This is a genomic window from Bacillus sp. HMF5848 (assembly GCF_003944835.1).
Classification (GTDB): domain Bacteria; phylum Bacillota; class Bacilli; order Bacillales; family HMF5848; genus HMF5848.
Genome location: NZ_RWIV01000001.1, coordinates 4187058 through 4205604, shown reverse-complemented (window position 1 = coordinate 4205604; position 18547 = coordinate 4187058). Strand labels below are relative to the sequence as shown.

Genomic DNA, 18547 nt, shown 5'->3' with positions numbered 1-18547 from the left:
ATATGATTCGCACGGAGGAAATGCTGTTAAATGTAGGGCCACAACATCCTAGTACACATGGTGTGTTCCGACTTGTTATCAAAATCGATGGGGAAATAATTAAAGAAGCTACACCAGTTATAGGGTATCTTCATCGCGGTACGGAAAAGTTAGCGGAAGATTTACAATACACACAAATCATTCCGTATACAGATCGATTGGATTACTTATCGGCAATGACAAATAACTACGTTATATGTCATGCGGTAGAAACAATGATGGACTTACAAATCCCAGAGCGCGCGGAATATTTAAGAGTTCTTGCAATGGAGCTTGGCCGTGTAGCAAGTCACCTTGTTTGGTGGGGTACATATTTACTAGATATTGGTGCGGTGAGTCCATTCTTATATGCGTTTCGTGAGAGAGAAATGATTATTAATCTTTTAAACGAGCTGAGTGGTGCGCGCCTAACGTTCAACTATATGCGTGTTGGCGGTGTGAAATGGGATGCACCAGATGGTTGGATTGAAAAAGTACGGGATTTTGTTCCATACATGCGTAAGCAGCTTGAAGGCTATCATGAGTTAGTAACAGGTAATGAAATCTTTATGAACCGTGTTAAAGGCGTGGGTAAGTATTCGAAGGAAGATGCTTTAGCATACTCACTAAGCGGTGCAAACCTTCGTTGTACAGGTGTGAAATGGGATTTACGTAAAGATGAGCCATATTCTATCTATGATCGTTTTGACTTTGACGTACCTGTTCGCACAGAAGGAGATGCATGGGCACGATATGAGTGTCGCATGCAAGAAATTGAAGAATCATTAAAAATAATCGAGCAAGCGGTCGCTCAGTTTCCTACTGAAGGCGACTTTATGGCAAAAGTACCTAAAATTATTAAGGCTCCTAAAGGGGAAGCGTTCGTACGCATAGAATCACCTCGTGGAGAAATAGGTTGTTATATTGCTAGTGATGGCAAAAAAGAGCCGTACCGCATGAAGTTTAGACGCCCTTCTTTCTACAATTTGCAAATACTCCCTAAGCTGCTTGAGGGCGAGAATATGGCTAACTTAATAGCGATATTAGGTGCCATTGATATTGTACTTGGGGAGGTTGATGGATAATGATGAATGAGTTACTTCAATCCACTCCGAGCTACTTAAACCTTGCTATATTTTTTGCGCTAGGTGTTGCGCTTTTAATGGTTGTGTTAGGGTTTGTTACATATGGAATCCTAGCTGAACGTAAAGTTATGGGATTTATGCAAGGGCGCATAGGGCCGAATCAGGTTGGTGGCCGTTGGGGACTTTTACAAACAGTGGCGGACGTATTAAAGCTTCTTTTAAAAGAAGATACGATTCCAAAGCTAGCTGATAGGCCGTTATTCATATTAGCACCTGTTATTGCCTTCGCACCCGCGTTTATGGTGCTAGCTACTATGCCTTTTACCGATGCCTTTCAATTTGCTGACATTGGTGTAGGCTTGCTGTATTACATTGCTATCTCTGGTTTAACTACCATCGGGGTAGTAACAGGGGGCTGGGCATCAAATAACAAATATGCGTTACTCGGTGGAATGCGTGCAGCAGCTCAAATGATTTCATATGAAATTCCTCTCGTTATGTCTGTACTTGGGGTAATTTTATTAGCAGGTAGTTTAAATCTGAATGATATCGTAAACGCGCAGCAAAATTTCTGGTTTATCATTACACAGCCGGTTGGATTCGTAATATTCCTTATTGCCTCAGTGGCAGAATTGAATAGAACACCATTCGACTTGCCAGAGGCTGAATCTGAATTAGTCGCTGGGTATCATGTTGAATACTCTGGTTTCCGCTGGGCGTTTTATATGCTGTCAGAGTATGTGTACTTCTTTGCGATGGCATCACTTACCACCGTACTATTTTTAGGTGGATGGTTGCCGCTACCATTTTTAGGGTTTATACCAGGTGCGATTTGGTTCGCCTTAAAATTCTCGCTAGTTGTGTTTATCTTAATATGGTTCCGCGTTACATTTCCACGTATTCGCGCGGATCAATTAATGGAGTTTGGCTGGAAGGTACTATTGCCAATTGCGTTAGCCAACATATTTGTGACAGCTATATTAAAAGAGCTAATTGAGTATTTCTTTTAAAAATAAGCTCTGTTAAACTTTGTTGTTGATTTTCGCTACATTGCGCTCGCTTTTTTTTAAGCGATTACAGTCAGCTTCGCTATCCACTTAACAAAGGGGTGACAACATGCTCGGTTTAGCAAAAGGGTTAAAGTATACATTGCAAAGCTTGTCAAAGAAAAAAGTAACGTATGATTATCCGAATGAGCCACTACCGTTACCAGATAGATTTAGAGGAATTCAAAAGTTTTATCCTGAAAAATGTATCGTATGTAATCAATGTGCCAATATTTGCCCAACTGATTGTATTCAACTAACGGGGAAAAAGCATCCAGACCCAACGAAAAAAGGAAAAATCATTGACACATATGACATTAATTTTGAGATTTGTATTTTATGTGATTTATGTACAGAGGTTTGTCCTACAGAAGCAATTGTCATGACGAACAATTTTGAGTTAGCTGAGTATAGCCGAGATGATTTATTTAAAAATCTAGAATGGCTAGATGAGAATGATACAAACGTCAGAAAGGAGAATAAAGCATGAGCTTTTCAGGGGAATTTTTAGCGTTTCTCATTATGGCGCTCGTTGCAATCTCCGGTGGCGTAATGCTAATTAACTTAACGAAGGTTGTGCACATGGTTGTGGCCCTCGTGTTTACGTTTGTAAGCATCGCAGGGCTCTACGTCCTCTTATCAGCGGAGTTCGTAGCAGCTGTGCAAATTTTGATTTACTCTGGAGCCATTACCATTATTATGCTATTTGGCATTATGCTAACACGTCATGATGATACGAGTGAATCGAAGGCTGGTATTGTTCGGAAAGTATTAGTATTTGTAAGTATTGTGGCGTTTGCTCTTACGATATATTTCGGCATTTACGACCTGCAGCTCGGACAGCAAGCTACTACGTTGCATGAAAATAATACAGAGCAAATTGGTATTATGCTGTACTCACAATATGTCATTCCGTTCGAACTTGTATCAGTCGTTTTGTTAGTAGCATTAGTCGGAGCCATTGTATTAGCGAAAAAGGATGAAGACGAGGAGGCGAACGATAAATGAGTACGATTCCAGTATCAGCCTATCTCGTCTTAGCACTCATTTTATTTTGCATTGGATTATATGGAGCACTTACGAAGCGAAATACGGTTATTGTCCTTATTTCCATCGAGCTTATGCTAAATGCTGTAAATATTAATCTAGTAGCTTTTAGTAAATACGGCATTAACCCAAACATAACAGGGCAGGTATTTTCATTATTTACGATAGCGATCGCAGCGGCCGAGGCAGCTGTAGGACTAGCTATTTTAATGGCATTATATCGTAATCGTAAAACGGTCAACATCGATGAGATGGATTCACTCAAACATTAAAACACAAATAGGAAATGGAATGAACACTTTCTTATTTTAAAAAAGGGGATCGTGATACTATGATGGAAAATGCATGGATCATACCGCTATTCCCGCTCGTCTCGTTTTTGTTCCTTCTACTCTTCGGAAAACGAATGAAAGAAGCAAGTGCTTACGTGGGAATTATCTTAACATTTGTTTCGTTAGTATATTCGGTGTTAGTGCTCATAGAACGATTTACAGCACCAACATACAAAGCAGAAGGCACATGGTTAACAATCGGGGATATGTCACTTACAGCGGGTTTTGAGGTTAACCAACTGAACGCATTAATGCTTGTTATTGTTTCGCTTGTAAGCTTTTTAGTTCATACATACTCAAAAGGCTATATGCAAGGTGATGAAAGATTTTCAGTATTTTATGCGTATTTAGGATTGTTTACATTTGCGATGCTCGGATTAGTGCTTTCGCCTAATTTGCTGCAAACGTACATATTTTGGGAGCTTGTAGGTTTAGGCTCATTTTTATTAATTGGTTTCTACTTTTTCAAGTCTGAAGCTAGAGCGGCTGCTAAAAAGGCATTTATTATGACTCGTATCGGGGACGTCGGCTTATTCATAGGTATGATATTACTATTTTGGCAAGTCGGTAGCTTTGAATACGATGAAATCTTTGCTGCTGTAGAAGCGGGATCTGTCCCAGCCGGTATAATCACATTAACAGCCATTTTAATATTTGTCGGTGCGGTTGGGAAATCAGGTCAATTTCCACTTCACACATGGTTACCGGACGCGATGGAAGGTCCGACACCAGTTTCAGCACTTATCCATGCTGCTACGATGGTTGCAGCAGGTGTGTACTTAGTGGCAGCGTTATTCCCACTATTTACAGCGAGTGAAACAGCTCTTTTAACAGTAGCAATAGTCGGTGGCGTAACCGCTATTTTTGCAGCAACAATCGGTACAGTACAAACAGACATTAAGCGTGTCCTGGCATACTCAACTGTTAGTCAGCTTGGCTATATGATGCTAGCGCTTGGATCAGCAGGATATGTGGCAGGTGTCTTTCATTTAATGACACATGCTTTCTTTAAAGCATTATTGTTCCTAGCAGCTGGTAGTGTCATTCATGCGGTTCATACGCAAAACATCGAAGATATGGGTGGTTTGTGGAAGAAACTACCTTTTACAGCGCCATTGTTTTTAATCGGTACGTTAGCCATTAGTGGTGTGCCATTATTTTCAGGTTTTTTTAGTAAAGATGAAATCTTACTTGCTGCTTGGGACCACGGTAATTATGTACTATTCTGGATTGCTGTTGTGGCAGCATTCTTCACAGCATTTTACATGTTTAGATTGTTCTTCATGGTATTTGCAGGGGAGAAAATGCGCAGCAACGTACCAAATGTACATGAATCACCAGCTACTATGACGGTACCAATGATTGTGTTAGGTGTTCTAGCGATATTTGCTGGGTACGTGAACACACCATGGTTTGGTACATTTTTAGGGGATTGGCTCACAGCAGGCAACGAAGCCTTAGGCCATGCACATGTAAAAGGGCCAGCGTGGATTATGGTTGTCGCGACGTTAGTGTCGTTAGCTGGAATTGCATTAGCATACTTCATGTATGCACGTAAATCGATTCCTCGAGATTGGTTCAGCGCAGGTACACCTATTACGTACGGCATTCTTTACAATAAGTATTTCATAGATGAAATATATGAAGCTACGATCGTTTCAGCGACACGAATCATTAGTATATTTGCAAAATATATTGATGAGTTTCTAGTAGAGGGGCTGTCAGAAGCAACAGCTGCTACCGTTCGTGGTATAGGCAAAATAGGATCGAAGCTACAAAGTGGGCAAGTGCAGGCTTATGGGGCTGTCGTCGCTGTTGGTCTTGCCATCCTACTTGTTATCTTTGCGCTAACAGGGGGGTACTTTTAATGAATGAATCTTACTTTTTATCATTGCTTGTTTTCTCCCCTTTATTAGGTATGATAGTTTTGGCTTTTGTTAGTAAAAATCAGCAACGTCTTATAAAAATTATTGGTGTTGCTGGTACCATTCCCGCTCTTGTGCTGGCGTTGTATGCGTTCTTTGTTTACCAGTCTGGTATATCGCTAGATACGTTTTCAGAAACACGTGGCTGGATTCATTTTGGTGAACTCTTAACGTCAGAGCGACTTTTTGCTATTGATTATGAATTAGGGCTAGATGGATTGTCGCTAGTCATGATTCTCTTAACCGCTATTCTCTCAACATTAGCAGCTGTGGCCTCTATGCATATTAAAAAAGAGTGGAAGGGATATTTTCTATTATTCTTTCTTCTTGAAATAGGTATGCTTGGTGTGTTTGTTGCTGAAAACTTAATTTTATTCTTTATTTTCCTTGAGATCACCCTCGTACCGATGTTCTTTTTAATTGGTAAATGGGGTTATTTTGAAAAAGAAAAGGCAGCGTATAGCTATCTTATATATAATGGCCTAGGCTCAGCCGTGCTTTTAATCGTTATTATGACGTTGTTTTCAAAGTTTGGTACATCAAATATTGATTTACTTGCAACTAAGCTCGCTGAAGGATTCACCGTGTTACGATATCCGGTAAGTGAAGGCTTCATGCTAGGTGCCTTTTTAGCGATATTGGTAGCCTTTGGAGTGAAGCTACCAATCTTCCCATTGCATACATGGATGCTACGTGTGCACGTACAGGCGCCACCGTCCATCGTTATGCTTCATGCTGGTGTCCTTTTAAAAATTGGAGCGTACGGGTTGATTCGTTTTGGGATGGGCTTGTTCCCGGAGCAATACAAGCAGTTAGCCGTATTATTAGCAATTCTCGGTGTTATTAACCTACTGTACGGTGCGTTTTTAGCATTTATCCAGGATGACTTTAAAATGGTCCTTGCTTATTCTTCCATCTCTCATATGGGAATTGTGTTAATCGGATTAGGGGCTATGAACGAGGCGGGCGTTCAAGGTGCGATATTCCAAGCGGTATCACATGGATTGATCGCAGCATTGCTGTTCTTCTTAGTGAGTGTTATTTACGAAAGAACAGATACAACTAGCCTAGATCACCTTGGTGGATTAGCGAAGGTGATGCCGTTAACAGCAGGCTTCCTTTTAGCGGGAGCGATGGCGTCTCTTGGTTTACCAGGGATGTCAGGGTTTGTTAGTGAATTTATGGCATTCCTAGGCTTGTTTAAATCGATGCCTGTTCTTGCTGCTATTGGGGCAATTGGCATTATTATGACAGCTGTGTACTTATTGCGTGCCGTGTTAAGCATCACTTTTGGTAAAGAGAACAACCCGTATATTAAAGCAACAGAAATAAAGCGATTAGAGTTTATTCCTGTTATTGTTCTGTTAGGGTTGATAGTTCTAATTGGTGTGTATCCAAATATTTTAACAAATGTGCTTCAACTTACGCTTGAAACTATCATGTTAGGAATAGGGGGGTGAGACGATGGATTTGCAAACATTACTTAGCTATGAATGGGGTGTAATGACACCAGAATTTATTATATTAGGTGTGGCAACCATTCTCTCCCTCATTGACTTATTTATGCCAAATAAAGCGAGCCGCCGACCGTTAGTATGGATCGCTTTAACCGGTGTATTGCTTGCGCTAGTCTCTCTTATTGGCTTACTAGACAAAGAGGTCACCGTTATTTTAAATGAAACATTTCGCTTAGATTCGTTTGCTAAAGCGTTTAAGTTAATTTTATTAGTCGGTACGGGGTTAGTGCTCTTAATGGCTTCTCACTATGAGCCAGAGGATGGCATTCGCCACCGCGGAGAGTTTTATTACTTACTGCTAACAGCACTTCTTGGTGCGATGATGATGACATCAAGTGGGGACATCATCACATTGTTTGTTGGTCTTGAGTTGTTATCACTGTCGTCATATATTTTAGCTGGTATTAGAAAAACAAATAAACAGTCTAATGAAGCAGCGATGAAATATGTTATTAATGGTGGTATATCAACAGCTATTATGTTATTTGGTTTAAGTTATGTGTATGGATTAACGGGCACAACGAACTTAAAGCAAATTGCACTAAGCTTATCAACAGTTAATCAAGCAAACATTCAATATTTATTGTCAATCGCATTTTTACTAATACTAGTCGGGTTATCGTTTAAGCTAGCGACGGTGCCATTTCATATGTGGGCGCCAGATGTATACCAAGGGGCACCAACACCAGTTACGGCCTTTTTGAGTGTTGTTTCCAAGGCAGCTGGATTTGTTATTGTATTACGCTTCATGCTATACATTTTTGGGCGTACACCAGCTGAAGGTGGGCAGCAACTATCCATGTTATTTGCCATGCAGGATTATATTGTATGGCTAGCAGCAGCGACCATGATTGTTGGGAATACTATCGCATTACGCCAACGAAATGTAAAAAGAATGCTCGCATATTCAAGTATCGCGCATGCTGGTTACTTATTAGTTGCGTTTGCTGTATTTTCACCATTATTAGTAGATGCAATTTGGTTTTACCTAGTGGCTTACTTATTAATGAATCTCGGCGTTTTCGCCATTTTACAAGTGATAGTACAAAAAACAGGCTCTGAAGATATCGCTTCATTTGCCGGCTTGTATCAACGCGCCCCTCTTATAGCAGTTGCTATGGGTGTATTCATTCTATCGTTAGCAGGGATACCTGGTACGGCTGGTTTTATTGGAAAGTTGAACATTTTCCTAGGTGCACTTATGGTCGAGCCAGCACATTATGTATTAGCGAGTATCATGCTTGCAACGACGGTAGTATCATATTTTTTCTACTTTAATGTTATGACACAAATGTTTTTCCGCAGGTCATCAAATGAAGAGACCATTAAATTGCCTGTTGAAATAGCCATTGTTGTGGTGATTTGTGTAGTAGGCACCGTCTTATTTGGATTCCTACCTAACATAGCCATTGACTTTTTTAACAATAGCTTCAACGGATTTGTTGATTTCTTTCAATAGGCACTTATAATGAAGAGGTATGAATTACCTCTTCTTTTTTATGGCAATTACCTTTACACTTAGAAAAGTGGAAGCACCCGTCTAACGATGTTACGCTGAAGCAATTTTATTGCGAAAGCATCATTATTTAAAATCGTTGACGTCAAACATTTTTTGAAGCTTATGCTTAGAAGACTCGTTAGACACTGGAGCTAAACCGTAATCTAAGTTCAAAAATTCATACTATCTAATTTACTAAAACTAAGACAAGGATGGTTAGAATGGACTTATTACCAAGCTATAGCCAATTTGCGGTCATTAGCCTGATGTCTCATTTATTTTTTATTGTAATTACTTGGTATGCACTTCAAGGTGTGCAGCTTGAAAAATTTATTAAAGCCAATCGTATCATGCAAGCAAGACTGTTATACATACTGTTAACAGTTGCTATCGGATCAAGTGTGAGTAATTTCTTTCTTGATTATTTTCTTTGGTCACAGCAACTACCAAGTATGTTTGTACAATAAATGGTAGGGTACTAAGAATTTGAAGATACAACACGTGTGACATCCTGAAACTTGTTGTCTCTCATATACAAGGCTGTGGTGTTTGCTGTGTTCAATTGATCTCTCACAGTGAGAAAGTGTGAATAGCTCCGTTGTATATTTGCAAAAATACGGTTCTGTTATTTTTACCACAAATTGATTGTTTTAATTTTTTTAATTTCTACGGTCAAAAAAGGAAATACTTCAACGAATTATATAGTAAAAATTTTGTCGGGAAACGACGATGTATTTATAAGTTTTTCCACGTATGCCGCCTTTCTATCTGGCAACAATGTTAGTAAGGAGAGGAGTGGCGGCATTGCACACAATTTACATGGGAATTTTATCAATAATCTTGCTAGCGAGTACGCTATTTTCTGGGGAACTTATGGAAAAGAGCATGCAAGAAACAGAACTAGAAACAATAGCGAATATTTATGAACGCAACAACATTACAATTACGGATTGGTCTTTATACACAAAAGCCCCGCAATTAGAAAGTGCGACTTTTAACGAGGACCTATTACGCATTCAGCAAGCTGCAGAAGCTTTTACGTGGACAGTTGAAAAAAATCATGATGTGACAAAAGCGGTAGGCGTTTATGTTCACCCCTCAACACACTCCATAACAGAGACAATTCAAATAGTACAAGAAAACCACTCTAAAAAATCCTATGTATTTTATGAGATGAAGGGTTCAAAGTGGACTTCTCAAATCTGGAGGGACTTTCAGACTATTTTTCATAACAGAAAAATCGACATATTTCAAGAAAATACCACAAATTTCTCTTGTATGAAAGGCATACAGAGTGGTAATATGAAAAGTGTTTTGAAAAATAATGCGAATCGCCTACTTAAAGAATTTCAGGCTCAGCCTGTTGAGATGTTGGATGAAGAGACACTTCTGTCTATCTCTGCATATACTGAAATGTGGAAACAGACCATCCCCACGAAAAACAATAAGCAAATGAACTTGCAGCTTGCTTTGCGAGCTCAAGAAGGTGGCGACATTGTTGTGGTCGCAGGCACACCTATCCTAACAATTGAATATTAATAAAATGTAGAGAATTTGACGCGGAGGGGAATACCTTTGGAAAAAATCATTGTCCGCGGCGGAAAAAGGTTAGTTGGTACCGTAAAGGTTGAAGGTGCCAAAAATGCTGTATTGCCTGTTATCGCTGCATCATTATTAGCAAGTGACGGTAAATGTACGATTCATGATGTACCAGCTCTCTCCGATGTATTTACCATTAACGAGGTACTACGTCATTTAAACGCAGAAGTCGTCTTCAACAATAATACAATAACGATAGATGCATCAAGAGAGCCACATACAGAAGCGCCATTTGAATATGTAAGAAAAATGAGAGCATCAGTGCTTGTTATGGGATCCTTACTTGCGCGCGTTGGTCGTGCAAGAATTGCGCTACCAGGTGGATGTGCAATTGGATCACGCCCGATAGATCAGCATTTAAAAGGCTTTGAAGCGATGGGTGCGAAGGTTAAGGTCGGAAATGGTTATATTGACGCAGAAGTGAACGGACGCTTACAAGGGGCAAAGATTTATCTTGATTTCCCTAGTGTAGGTGCGACAGAGAATATTATGATGGCCGCTGCCTTAGCTGATGGTACGACTATTCTAGAGAACGTTGCAAAAGAGCCAGAAATCGTGGACTTAGCAAACTTCTTAAACAAGATGGGTGCTAAAGTCCGAGGTGCCGGTACTGGTACTATTCGCATAGAAGGCGTCGATACATTATATGGATGCGAGCATACGATTATACCTGACCGTATTGAAGCAGGTACATTTATGACAGCTGCAGCCATTACAGGTGGAGATGTACTAGTAAAAGGTGCCGTACCAGAGCATTTAAGCTCACTCATCGCCAAAATGGAAGAAATGGGTGTAACAATTAGTGAAGAAGAGGAAGGTTTACGTGTCATTGGTCCTAAGCACTTAAAGGCTGTTGACATAAAAACAATGCCTCACCCTGGTTTCCCAACTGATATGCAATCGCAAATGATGGCGTTACTGTTAACAGCCAATGGAACAAGTATGATTACGGAAACAGTTTTCGAAAATCGTTTCATGCATGTAGAAGAATTTCGTCGTATGAACGGTGATATCAAAATCGAAGGCCGCTCTGTTATTATTAACGGACCGGTAGAACTTCAAGCAGCAGAAGTAGCAGCAACAGATTTACGTGCCGGTGCAGCCCTTATTTTAGCAGGCTTAGTCGCTGAAGGCTACACGCGTGTAACAGAACTAAAGCACATTGATCGCGGCTACGTAGATTTACACGAAAAATTGCGTGCCCTTGGTGCTGATATTGAACGTGTAACCGAAAACAACAATGTAGTACCATTCTCGGCAAAAGTCTCAGATATGAACGCATAACATATTTAAGAAGTTGGGGTATAGACTCTGACTTCTTTTTGTTTTGCGCAAAAAAAGCATAGACTGGCAAACGAGGAGGGACTACCTTTTGTTTATCCCGGTAGTTTTTTCACAAAGAATTGAAAATTAGACTTCCACATATAGACTTCTTTTCGTTTATTTGGGACATAATACGTTTTGTGAAAGATTTCTAAAAGGAGTGGCCGATTATGTCTGAGCAAAACTTGTATGAAAAATTAGGTGGAAAAGAAGGTATTGCAAAGGTGGTCGATTATTTTTACACCGACCTCGTGTTAGAGGATGAGGAAATTAACCAATTTTTTGAACATACGGATATGGACAAGCAGCGTGAGCATCAAACAAAGTTTCTTAGCTTTGCTGTAGGAGGGCCGAACCAATATTCTGGTGCATCGATGGCGAAGGCACATGCAGGGATGAATATCCAGCCAGAAAACTTTGAGTCGATAGCAAAGCACTTGAATGAGGCTTTAGCGCATTTCGGAGTAAGCGAAGAGGACAGGAATCATGTGTTGAACAAGATTAATACGCTTAAGGATGATATCGTATACAAGTAGTCATAAAAGCTTGTCCTCCTCCATATGATTGGAGTATACGATATAATCTCTGGAGGTAGAGTCCATGCAGCAAACGAAACCACTCGTTATCGCGTTATCATCCTTAATGGCTATTACTCTAATTGTACCAGCACTACTAGTTTTACCGTTTAAAGACAAAGCCCCCATTGAAAAAGCAGAAGTACTTCATGAGGTTGTCAGTAGCGCCCCACCCGCCCCTGTAACCAATGCAATTGAAGTAGCTGTTTACAGAACGGAGGCTGATGCTGTCGAAAATGTGCCGCTTGAGGCATATGTCGAAGGAGTACTTGCATCAGAAATGCCAGCTGAATTTGAGCTTGAAGCTTTAAAAGCACAAGCACTAGCAGCAAGGACATACATTGTGAAGCAAATGCTTCATCATGATAATATGGGACTGCCAGACGGAGCAAATGTAACCGATACGGTCCTTCATCAAGTCTTCAAAAATGAAGCAGAGCTTCGCGAAAACTGGGGTCCAGACTTTGATTGGAAAATGGACAAAATTCGCAAGGCTGTACAAGCAACAACGGGTCAAATCATAACGTTTAACAACGAACCGATTACACCAGCCTTCTTCTCCACAAGTAACGGCTACACGGAGAACTCAGAGGCATATTGGCAAAATCCTTTTCCGTACTTAACAAGTGTAGAAAGTCCGTGGGATAAAGTTTCACCAAAATTCTCGACGCAAAAAATAATGACAGTCCAAGAATTCGAAAGAAAGCTTAATATTAAGCTACCATCCGACGGCAGTCTTGGTACTATCTTGGGTCGCACACCAGGCAAGCGTATTGAAGCCGTCCAAATTGGAGGCAAGACATTTACCGGTCGCGAAATACGTGAAAAGCTTGACCTTCGTTCAACCGACTTCACTTGGATGCGTACAGGATCAGAAATTGTTATTACAACAAAAGGCTATGGCCACGGTGTCGGTATGAGCCAATACGGCGCGAATGGCATGGCGCAATCTGGAAAAACTTATGAAGAAATCATTCATTACTACTATAAAGGCGTCAACATCAGCCCATTAACAAACTTCCAAACAGCACTAGCATCATATTAAGCAAACTGGGGACGGTTCTCATGCTGCCATGGCAGCATGAAAACCGTCCCCTCATTTTCCTTTATCCGCGCCTTTGCCCCTAAATCTTTGATTTTTGCCCATAAACGATAATAAAGTACCCATATCCATATCAACTTCACCCATAAAAGGTAAAATTCCGCCCATAACCCCATCAACTTTGCCCATAAAACAGAAACGCAGGGGAGTTCCCACACTTTTTTTTTCAACTTCATGCATAATTCCTTGGACTTTGTCGAAAAATAAGTTTTAAAAATTTTTTTGTCTAAATGTATATAAATGCCAATATCTGTTCAGAATGATTGCTGAGGTGATAACTTATGAGAGAGGAAGAAAAGAAACGTACTTCTCAAAAAATTTCTTTTAAACAGATTTTCAGAAAGCGTTGGGTATTACCAGCAATTTACCTTGCAACAGCAGCAATCATTTTAACAGGAGTGTTATGGTTACAAAATGCTAACAATGATTCAGTGGATCAAACTGACATTGAGTTAGGCCAATCAGATGTAACAGGGCCAACATATGGCATGAATGAGCCATCAATTCCAGTATTAGAGCCTGTACAAAACTTTGTACTGCCTGTTCTAGAGGAAAGTGCTGTAGAAATTCAAAAAGAATTCTATGATGTGAACGCTCCAGCTGAAAAGCAAGAAGCGGCGCTAGTGTTCTACAACAATCAGTACTATCCAAATAAAGGTATTGATATTGTTGCGAAAGATGGACAAGCCTTTGATGTATCAGCTGCACTTGGTGGTACAGTCATCCGTGCTGAACAAGATCCACTATTTGGATATGTAGTGGAGGTTGAACACGAGGAAGGTATCAAGACTGTATATCAATCGCTAGCAGAGATTGTCGTGAGCACAGGAGAAACTGTTGAGCAAGGGCAAGTACTAGGAACGTCGGGTGAAAGCTTGTACAATGAGGAAGCTGGCCTTAATGTACATTTTGAAATTCGTAAAGATGGCACACCTGTGAATCCTTTACAGTATATTGGGAAACCAGTATCATCACTAAAGGCGGATCATGCAGAGCCTGAAGACGAAGAAACCAACGCAACTGAAAGTGAAGAGCCTGCCGATGATGAAAACGGCGAAGGCGAAGATGCAGGAGACAATCCTGATGAAGAAAATGGAGAAGACACTACAAACTCTCCTGGCGCTTCAAGCGGCCAAGTGGGAGCATAATACAATCATACAAAAGCTTTGCCAAATATAAAGGGCAAAGCTTTTTTTCTGTCTTAGAACGTGGTTGTAGTATAGAACGCAGCTTTTTTTTCTGTCTTAGAAGCTAGTTTGCTGTTTAGCTCGCAGCTACATTTTTGTCTTGGCCGCTTAGCGCCGACCACTGACACTCCATATGTGGCGCATGCCTCCCGTCCCACCATCTATGAGTGTTGCATAAGGCGTAACAAGTGTTCACCACATTCTCGACAACCCCCACTATTTTTTCTATTTTTTATAAAAATCTGATATAATAGAAAATATTATTTCGAGTATAGAAAGGATTTTTACATATGAACTTTGATTATTTGTCTTATCCATATGCGTCTCAACGAATGACAACCTTCGCGAAGAATGGGATGGTGGCGACATCGCAGCCTCTTGCGGCGCAAGCAGGGCTTGATATTTTGAAAAAAGGTGGAAATGCGATTGATGCAGCGATTGCAACAGCAGCAGCACTAACTGTCGTGGAGCCAACGTCAAATGGCATCGGTGGCGATGCGTTTGCGCTTGTTTGGGTAAAAGATAAGCTGTACGGTCTGAACGCAAGTGGACCGGCACCAGCATCTATCTCGATCGATGCGGTAAAAGAGCGAGGGCATGAGGAGATTCCGAAGTATGGCTGGATTCCTGTCACAGTGCCAGGAGTGCCGGCAGCGTGGGCTGCGTTATCTAAGCGCTTTGGAAAGCTTCCGTTAGCGGACGTGTTACAGCCGGCGATTGACTATGCAGAGAACGGCTATCCAGTTTCGCCAACTCTCGGAAAGTACTGGAATCATGCTGCAAAGGCATTTAAAAAGATGCTAACAGGTGACGAATTTAAGCCGTGGTTTGATACGTTCACACCGGGTGGCGAAGCGCCGAAAATAGGGGGAATGTGGCGTTCATCTGGTCACGCTTCAACATTACGTTCTATCGGGGAAACGAATGGAGAAAGTTTTTATCGCGGGGAGCTTGCTGAGAAAATCGCAGCATACTCGAAGCAGTATGATGGATTCTTGTCAGCAGATGACCTAGCAAACTATAAGGTAGAGTGGGTAGATCCAATTTCCGTGAACTACCGTGGCTACGATGTGTGGGAAATTCCGCCGAACGGCCAAGGGCTGATAGCACTGCAGGCATTAAATATTGTAAAAGGGTATGAGTTTGCGGAAAGTGAATCAACGGCGCGCTACCATAAACAAATTGAAGCAATGAAGCTAGCATTTGCAGATGGGCAAAAGTACATTACGGAGCAGTCGAAAATGTCGGTATCTGTTGAACAGATTTTATCAGATGCCTATGCAGATGAACGCCGAGCGTTAATCGGTGACGAGGCATTAACGCCTGAGCCAGGCACACCACCAAAAGGCGGCACGGTGTATTTGGCAACGGCTGATAGTGAAGGCAACATGGTTTCCTTTATTCAAAGTAATTACATGGGCTTCGGCTCTGGACTTGTTGTGCCGGGGACTGGTATTGCGCTTCAAAATCGAGGGCATAACTTCTCGCTTGATCCGGAACATGATAACAGTCTTGAGCCTGGCAAGCGGACGTATCACACGATCATTCCAGGCTTTTTAACGAAAAATAACGAGGCGGTGGGGCCGTTCGGTGTCATGGGAGGCTTCATGCAGCCGCAGGGCCATATGCAAGTCGTCATGAATACGGTTGATTTTGCAATGAATCCGCAAGCTGCGCTTGATGCTCCTCGTTGGCAGTGGATGGAAGGGAAGAAGATTTTAGTTGAGCATCATTTCCCGCAGCACATCGCGCAAGCATTAGCGCGCAAAGGTCATGACATTCAAGTCGCACTAGATTCAGGTGCATTCGGTCGTGGACAAATTATATGGCGCGACCCTGAGACGGGTGTGTTAGCGGGCGGAACGGAATCGCGCACAGATGGGTCCGTGGCAGCGTACTAGACATTCGTAGTAATGAGAGTCCCTGTGGCGGCGTACTAGACAATCGTAGTAATGAGAGTCCTGTGGCGGTGTACTAGACATTCGTAGTGATGAGAGTTCTGTGGCAGCGTACTAGACATTCGTAGTAATGAGAGTTCTGTGGCAGCGTACTAGACATTCGTAGTAATGAGAGTCCTGTGACTGTGTACTAGACATTCGTAGTAATGAGAGTTCTGTGGCAGCGTACTAGAATTCGCATTTATTACGTTCCTGTCGTGGCGTACTAGAATTCTTGGAGTCAACGCGTCACATCACCTCGAGAGTAACCGAGGCGCAACATTTCATACGGACATGGCTATTGCGGTCAACTAGTGACGGGTGTATTCTCTTATGTATAGCTTTGCATTAAATTAAAGGATTGATACTTCAATGAAACAACTGAACTTATTTTTAGCATTTTTACGGGTTGGGCTTCTTGGCTATGGGGGAGGCCCTTCCTCTATTCCGCTTGTCCATAAAGAAGTGGTCGAAAAGTATAAGTGGATGAACGATGATGAGTTTGCTGATGTGCTGGCGCTTGGCAATACGCTACCAGGGCCGATTGCGACGAAAATGGCAGGTTACATCGGCTATCGTGTTGCGGGCGTGCTCGGAATGCTGAACGCTGTCGCAGCGACAATTGTACCAACTATTATTCTTATGATTCTATTACTCACGACTTTAACATCGTTTAAGGACCAACCATGGGTGATGGGCATGACAAAAGCAGTCGTACCGGTCGTTGGTGTCATGCTAGCGACACTGACATGGGACTTTTTTAAAAAATCAAAGCAATCGTTAGGTATGAAGGTGGCGCTAGGATTAATCGCAATTAGTGTGCTGGTGCTCCAGGTTCTAAGTCTGCATCCAGGTATTTTAATTGCTGCTTTGCTACTTATTGCTCTTCTTCGTTCGAATCAATCAACTAAGAAGGGAGCGGCAAACGGATGATTTATTGGCAAATCTTTTTAGCATTTTTCATTCCAGGTATTTTAGGCTACGGTGGCGGGCCTGCTTCGATTCCTCTCGTGGAAAATGAGGTTGTTGGTCGCTATGGCTGGTTAACGGTAAGTGAATTTAGTGAGGTTCTTGCGCTAGGGAATGCGTTGCCGGGACCAATTGCGACGAAAATGGCAGGCTACATCGGCTTTGAGCAGGGTGGTATTCTCGGGTCAATCGTTGCTATTTTTGCAACAGTAGCACCTTCCTTAATTTTAATGGTCGGTCTATTAAGCTTGCTTTACAAGTTTAAAGACTCGCCTAAAGTAAAAGCGATGACTAACTATGTGCGTCCAACGATCGCTGTATTGCTTGGCGTGATGGCGATTCGCTTTTTTATGACATCGTATGAAGGAGCCGGGTTGCTTCAGACATTTGCGATTGCTGGGATAAGCTTTGTTCTTCTTGAAAAAATTAAAGTACACCCTGCGTACGTCATTGTAGGGGCACTTGCGTATGGAGGCATCTTTTTATCATGACACTATCGCTTAAAGAAGTTACGAAGGAGAACTGGGAGCAATGCATCGCACTGAAGGTTGCTCCAGAGCAAGAGAGCTTTGTGGCGTCAAACCTATATTCTCTAGCAGAAGCGCACTATGAAACTTCTTTCATACCAAAAGCTGTTTATTCATATGATGAAATGATAGGGTTTCTGATGCTTGGCAAAGATCCGGATGACGGTGTGTACTGGATTGTGCGCTTAATGATAGATGAACGTTATCAAGGCAAAGGCTATGGCCATCAAGCGGTTCAGGCTGCCCTTGCTTTTATAAAAAAACAACGAGATGCTAGCTCTGTTATTCGTCTTGGGGTAAAACCGGAAAATGTGGCGGCGAAGCGCCTGTACAAGGCTTGTGGTTTTTCCGAAACGGGTCACCAGGAGCATGGCGAGGATATTATGGAGATACAGCTATAGGAATTCTGATCTTTCGTAAGAACCCTTGACTTGCGTGAACTCGCGCTAAACGCACAGAGGAAGTTCTGGCTACTCACGGCGGAAAATCAGATCCAGGCGAGGTACTCCGCCTCCAAAGGCGGAAAACCAGATCCAGGCCCGGTACTCCGCCTCCAACGGCGGATAAACGACAAGCAACGGCGGATAACCAGATCCAGGCGAGGTACTCCACCCCCAACGGCGGATAAACGACAAGTCACAGCGGAAAATCGACACCCGACGGCGGAAAATCGACACCCGACGGCGGAAAAACGACACCCCACGGCGGAAAACCAGATCCAGGCCGGGTACTCCGCCTCCAACGGCGGATAAACGACAAGTCACGGCGGATAATCGACAAGCAACGGCGGAAAACCAGATCCAGGCCGGGTACTCCGCCTCCAACGGCGGATAAACGACAAGTCACGGCGGATAATCGAC

19 protein-coding genes are annotated in these 18547 nt (G+C 42.1%); 18 read left to right on the top strand and 1 reads right to left on the bottom strand.

Features of this window, described 5'->3' with window-relative positions; all coding sequences use genetic code 11:
- The first annotated feature begins 2 nt into the window (after nt 1–2).
- The 13 genes from EJF36_RS19760 to spoIID all read left to right on the top strand — a co-directional run bounded on the left by EJF36_RS19760 (nt 3) and on the right by spoIID (nt 13010).
- Nucleotides 3–1103, top strand: coding sequence for an NADH-quinone oxidoreductase subunit D (locus EJF36_RS19760; RefSeq protein ID WP_125907945.1), 1101 nt, complete (start codon nt 3–5; stop codon nt 1101–1103).
- Nucleotides 1103–2113: an NADH-quinone oxidoreductase subunit NuoH gene (gene nuoH, locus EJF36_RS19755; RefSeq protein WP_125907944.1), complete on the top strand. Its 1011-nt coding sequence runs from the start codon at nt 1103–1105 to the stop codon at nt 2111–2113. The genes EJF36_RS19760 and nuoH overlap by 1 nt, the downstream gene beginning before the upstream one ends.
- A gap of 106 nt (nt 2114–2219) precedes the next feature.
- Nucleotides 2220–2639: an NADH-quinone oxidoreductase subunit NuoI gene (gene nuoI / locus EJF36_RS19750; protein ID WP_125907943.1), complete on the top strand. Its 420-nt coding sequence runs from the start codon at nt 2220–2222 to the stop codon at nt 2637–2639.
- Entirely contained in the window at nt 2636–3157 is a 522-nt protein-coding gene (locus tag EJF36_RS19745; RefSeq protein ID WP_125907942.1) for an NADH-quinone oxidoreductase subunit J, read from the top strand. Before nuoI ends, EJF36_RS19745 begins: the two co-directional genes overlap by 4 nt.
- A complete protein-coding gene (nuoK, locus tag EJF36_RS19740) occupies nt 3154–3468 on the top strand; it encodes an NADH-quinone oxidoreductase subunit NuoK (protein WP_125907941.1) in 315 nt (104 codons plus the stop codon). The genes EJF36_RS19745 and nuoK overlap by 4 nt, the downstream gene beginning before the upstream one ends.
- A gap of 59 nt (nt 3469–3527) precedes the next feature.
- On the top strand, nt 3528–5396 hold the full coding sequence (nuoL, locus tag EJF36_RS19735; protein ID WP_125907940.1) for an NADH-quinone oxidoreductase subunit L: 1869 nt from the start codon (nt 3528–3530) through the stop codon (nt 5394–5396).
- Nucleotides 5396–6913: an NADH-quinone oxidoreductase subunit M gene (locus tag EJF36_RS19730; protein WP_125907939.1), complete on the top strand. Its 1518-nt coding sequence runs from the start codon at nt 5396–5398 to the stop codon at nt 6911–6913. Before nuoL ends, EJF36_RS19730 begins: the two co-directional genes overlap by 1 nt.
- A 4-nt stretch (nt 6914–6917) precedes the next feature.
- Nucleotides 6918–8429 (top strand): NADH-quinone oxidoreductase subunit NuoN, encoded by a 1512-nt coding sequence (gene nuoN, locus EJF36_RS19725; RefSeq protein ID WP_125907938.1) that lies wholly within the window; start codon nt 6918–6920, stop codon nt 8427–8429.
- A gap of 260 nt (nt 8430–8689) precedes the next feature.
- Nucleotides 8690–8935: a DUF1146 family protein gene (locus EJF36_RS19720; protein ID WP_125907937.1), complete on the top strand. Its 246-nt coding sequence runs from the start codon at nt 8690–8692 to the stop codon at nt 8933–8935.
- A gap of 337 nt (nt 8936–9272) precedes the next feature.
- Nucleotides 9273–10007, top strand: coding sequence for a YwmB family TATA-box binding protein (locus EJF36_RS19715; protein WP_185806983.1), 735 nt, complete (start codon nt 9273–9275; stop codon nt 10005–10007).
- A 36-nt stretch (nt 10008–10043) separates the two neighbouring features.
- Entirely contained in the window at nt 10044–11351 is a 1308-nt protein-coding gene (murA, locus tag EJF36_RS19710) for a UDP-N-acetylglucosamine 1-carboxyvinyltransferase (protein ID WP_125907935.1), read from the top strand.
- Nucleotides 11352–11560: 209 nt separating this feature from the next.
- On the top strand, nt 11561–11926 hold the full coding sequence (locus EJF36_RS19705; protein WP_125907934.1) for a group I truncated hemoglobin: 366 nt from the start codon (nt 11561–11563) through the stop codon (nt 11924–11926).
- Nucleotides 11927–11990: 64 nt separating this feature from the next.
- The gene (spoIID, locus tag EJF36_RS19700) at nt 11991–13010 is read left to right on the top strand and encodes a stage II sporulation protein D (protein ID WP_125907933.1); all 1020 of its coding nucleotides are present in this window, start codon (nt 11991–11993) and stop codon (nt 13008–13010) included.
- A gap of 51 nt (nt 13011–13061) precedes the next feature.
- Here the strand turns inward: spoIID and EJF36_RS19695 are convergent, their stop codons facing one another.
- The gene (locus tag EJF36_RS19695; RefSeq protein WP_125907932.1) at nt 13062–13247 is read right to left on the bottom strand and encodes a hypothetical protein; all 186 of its coding nucleotides are present in this window, start codon (nt 13245–13247) and stop codon (nt 13062–13064) included.
- A 101-nt stretch (nt 13248–13348) separates the two neighbouring features.
- Here EJF36_RS19695 and EJF36_RS19690 point away from each other — a divergent pair, with 101 nt between their 5' ends.
- The 5 genes from EJF36_RS19690 to EJF36_RS19670 all read left to right on the top strand — a co-directional run bounded on the left by EJF36_RS19690 (nt 13349) and on the right by EJF36_RS19670 (nt 18088).
- Nucleotides 13349–14215 carry a M23 family metallopeptidase gene (locus tag EJF36_RS19690; RefSeq protein WP_125907931.1) on the top strand — a complete coding sequence of 289 codons (867 nt, stop codon included), beginning with the start codon at nt 13349–13351 and terminating at the stop codon, nt 14213–14215.
- A gap of 329 nt (nt 14216–14544) precedes the next feature.
- Nucleotides 14545–16155 (top strand): gamma-glutamyltransferase family protein, encoded by a 1611-nt coding sequence (locus tag EJF36_RS19685; RefSeq protein ID WP_125907930.1) that lies wholly within the window; start codon nt 14545–14547, stop codon nt 16153–16155.
- Between the two features lie 408 nt (nt 16156–16563).
- Nucleotides 16564–17124 carry a chromate transporter gene (locus EJF36_RS19680; RefSeq protein WP_125907929.1) on the top strand — a complete coding sequence of 187 codons (561 nt, stop codon included), beginning with the start codon at nt 16564–16566 and terminating at the stop codon, nt 17122–17124.
- Nucleotides 17121–17651 carry a chromate transporter gene (locus EJF36_RS19675; protein ID WP_125907928.1) on the top strand — a complete coding sequence of 177 codons (531 nt, stop codon included), beginning with the start codon at nt 17121–17123 and terminating at the stop codon, nt 17649–17651. The genes EJF36_RS19680 and EJF36_RS19675 overlap by 4 nt, the downstream gene beginning before the upstream one ends.
- Nucleotides 17648–18088, top strand: a complete 441-nt coding sequence (locus tag EJF36_RS19670) for a GNAT family N-acetyltransferase (protein WP_125907927.1) — start codon at nt 17648–17650, stop codon at nt 18086–18088. The genes EJF36_RS19675 and EJF36_RS19670 overlap by 4 nt, the downstream gene beginning before the upstream one ends.
- Nucleotides 18089–18547: the final 459 nt, after the last annotated feature.

Excerpts from the sequence above, each read along its gene's own strand:
- EJF36_RS19760 (WP_125907945.1), top strand. The coding sequence starts at position 3 with ATGATTCGCACGGAGGAAATGCTGTTAAATGTAGGGCCACAACATCCT.
- nuoH (WP_125907944.1), top strand. The coding sequence starts at position 1,103 with ATGATGAATGAGTTACTTCAATCCACTCCGAGCTACTTAAACCTTGCT.
- nuoI (WP_125907943.1), top strand. The coding sequence starts at position 2,220 with ATGCTCGGTTTAGCAAAAGGGTTAAAGTATACATTGCAAAGCTTGTCA.
- EJF36_RS19745 (WP_125907942.1), top strand. The coding sequence starts at position 2,636 with ATGAGCTTTTCAGGGGAATTTTTAGCGTTTCTCATTATGGCGCTCGTT.
- nuoK (WP_125907941.1), top strand. The coding sequence starts at position 3,154 with ATGAGTACGATTCCAGTATCAGCCTATCTCGTCTTAGCACTCATTTTA.
- nuoL (WP_125907940.1), top strand. The coding sequence starts at position 3,528 with ATGATGGAAAATGCATGGATCATACCGCTATTCCCGCTCGTCTCGTTT.
- EJF36_RS19730 (WP_125907939.1), top strand. The coding sequence starts at position 5,396 with ATGAATGAATCTTACTTTTTATCATTGCTTGTTTTCTCCCCTTTATTA.
- nuoN (WP_125907938.1), top strand. The coding sequence starts at position 6,918 with ATGGATTTGCAAACATTACTTAGCTATGAATGGGGTGTAATGACACCA.
- EJF36_RS19720 (WP_125907937.1), top strand. The coding sequence starts at position 8,690 with ATGGACTTATTACCAAGCTATAGCCAATTTGCGGTCATTAGCCTGATG.
- EJF36_RS19705 (WP_125907934.1), top strand. The coding sequence starts at position 11,561 with ATGTCTGAGCAAAACTTGTATGAAAAATTAGGTGGAAAAGAAGGTATT.
- spoIID (WP_125907933.1), top strand. The coding sequence starts at position 11,991 with ATGCAGCAAACGAAACCACTCGTTATCGCGTTATCATCCTTAATGGCT.
- EJF36_RS19695 (WP_125907932.1), bottom strand. The coding sequence starts at position 13,247 with ATGCATGAAGTTGAAAAAAAAAGTGTGGGAACTCCCCTGCGTTTCTGT.
- EJF36_RS19690 (WP_125907931.1), top strand. The coding sequence starts at position 13,349 with ATGAGAGAGGAAGAAAAGAAACGTACTTCTCAAAAAATTTCTTTTAAA.
- EJF36_RS19685 (WP_125907930.1), top strand. The coding sequence starts at position 14,545 with ATGAACTTTGATTATTTGTCTTATCCATATGCGTCTCAACGAATGACA.
- EJF36_RS19680 (WP_125907929.1), top strand. The coding sequence starts at position 16,564 with ATGAAACAACTGAACTTATTTTTAGCATTTTTACGGGTTGGGCTTCTT.
- EJF36_RS19675 (WP_125907928.1), top strand. The coding sequence starts at position 17,121 with ATGATTTATTGGCAAATCTTTTTAGCATTTTTCATTCCAGGTATTTTA.
- EJF36_RS19670 (WP_125907927.1), top strand. The coding sequence starts at position 17,648 with ATGACACTATCGCTTAAAGAAGTTACGAAGGAGAACTGGGAGCAATGC.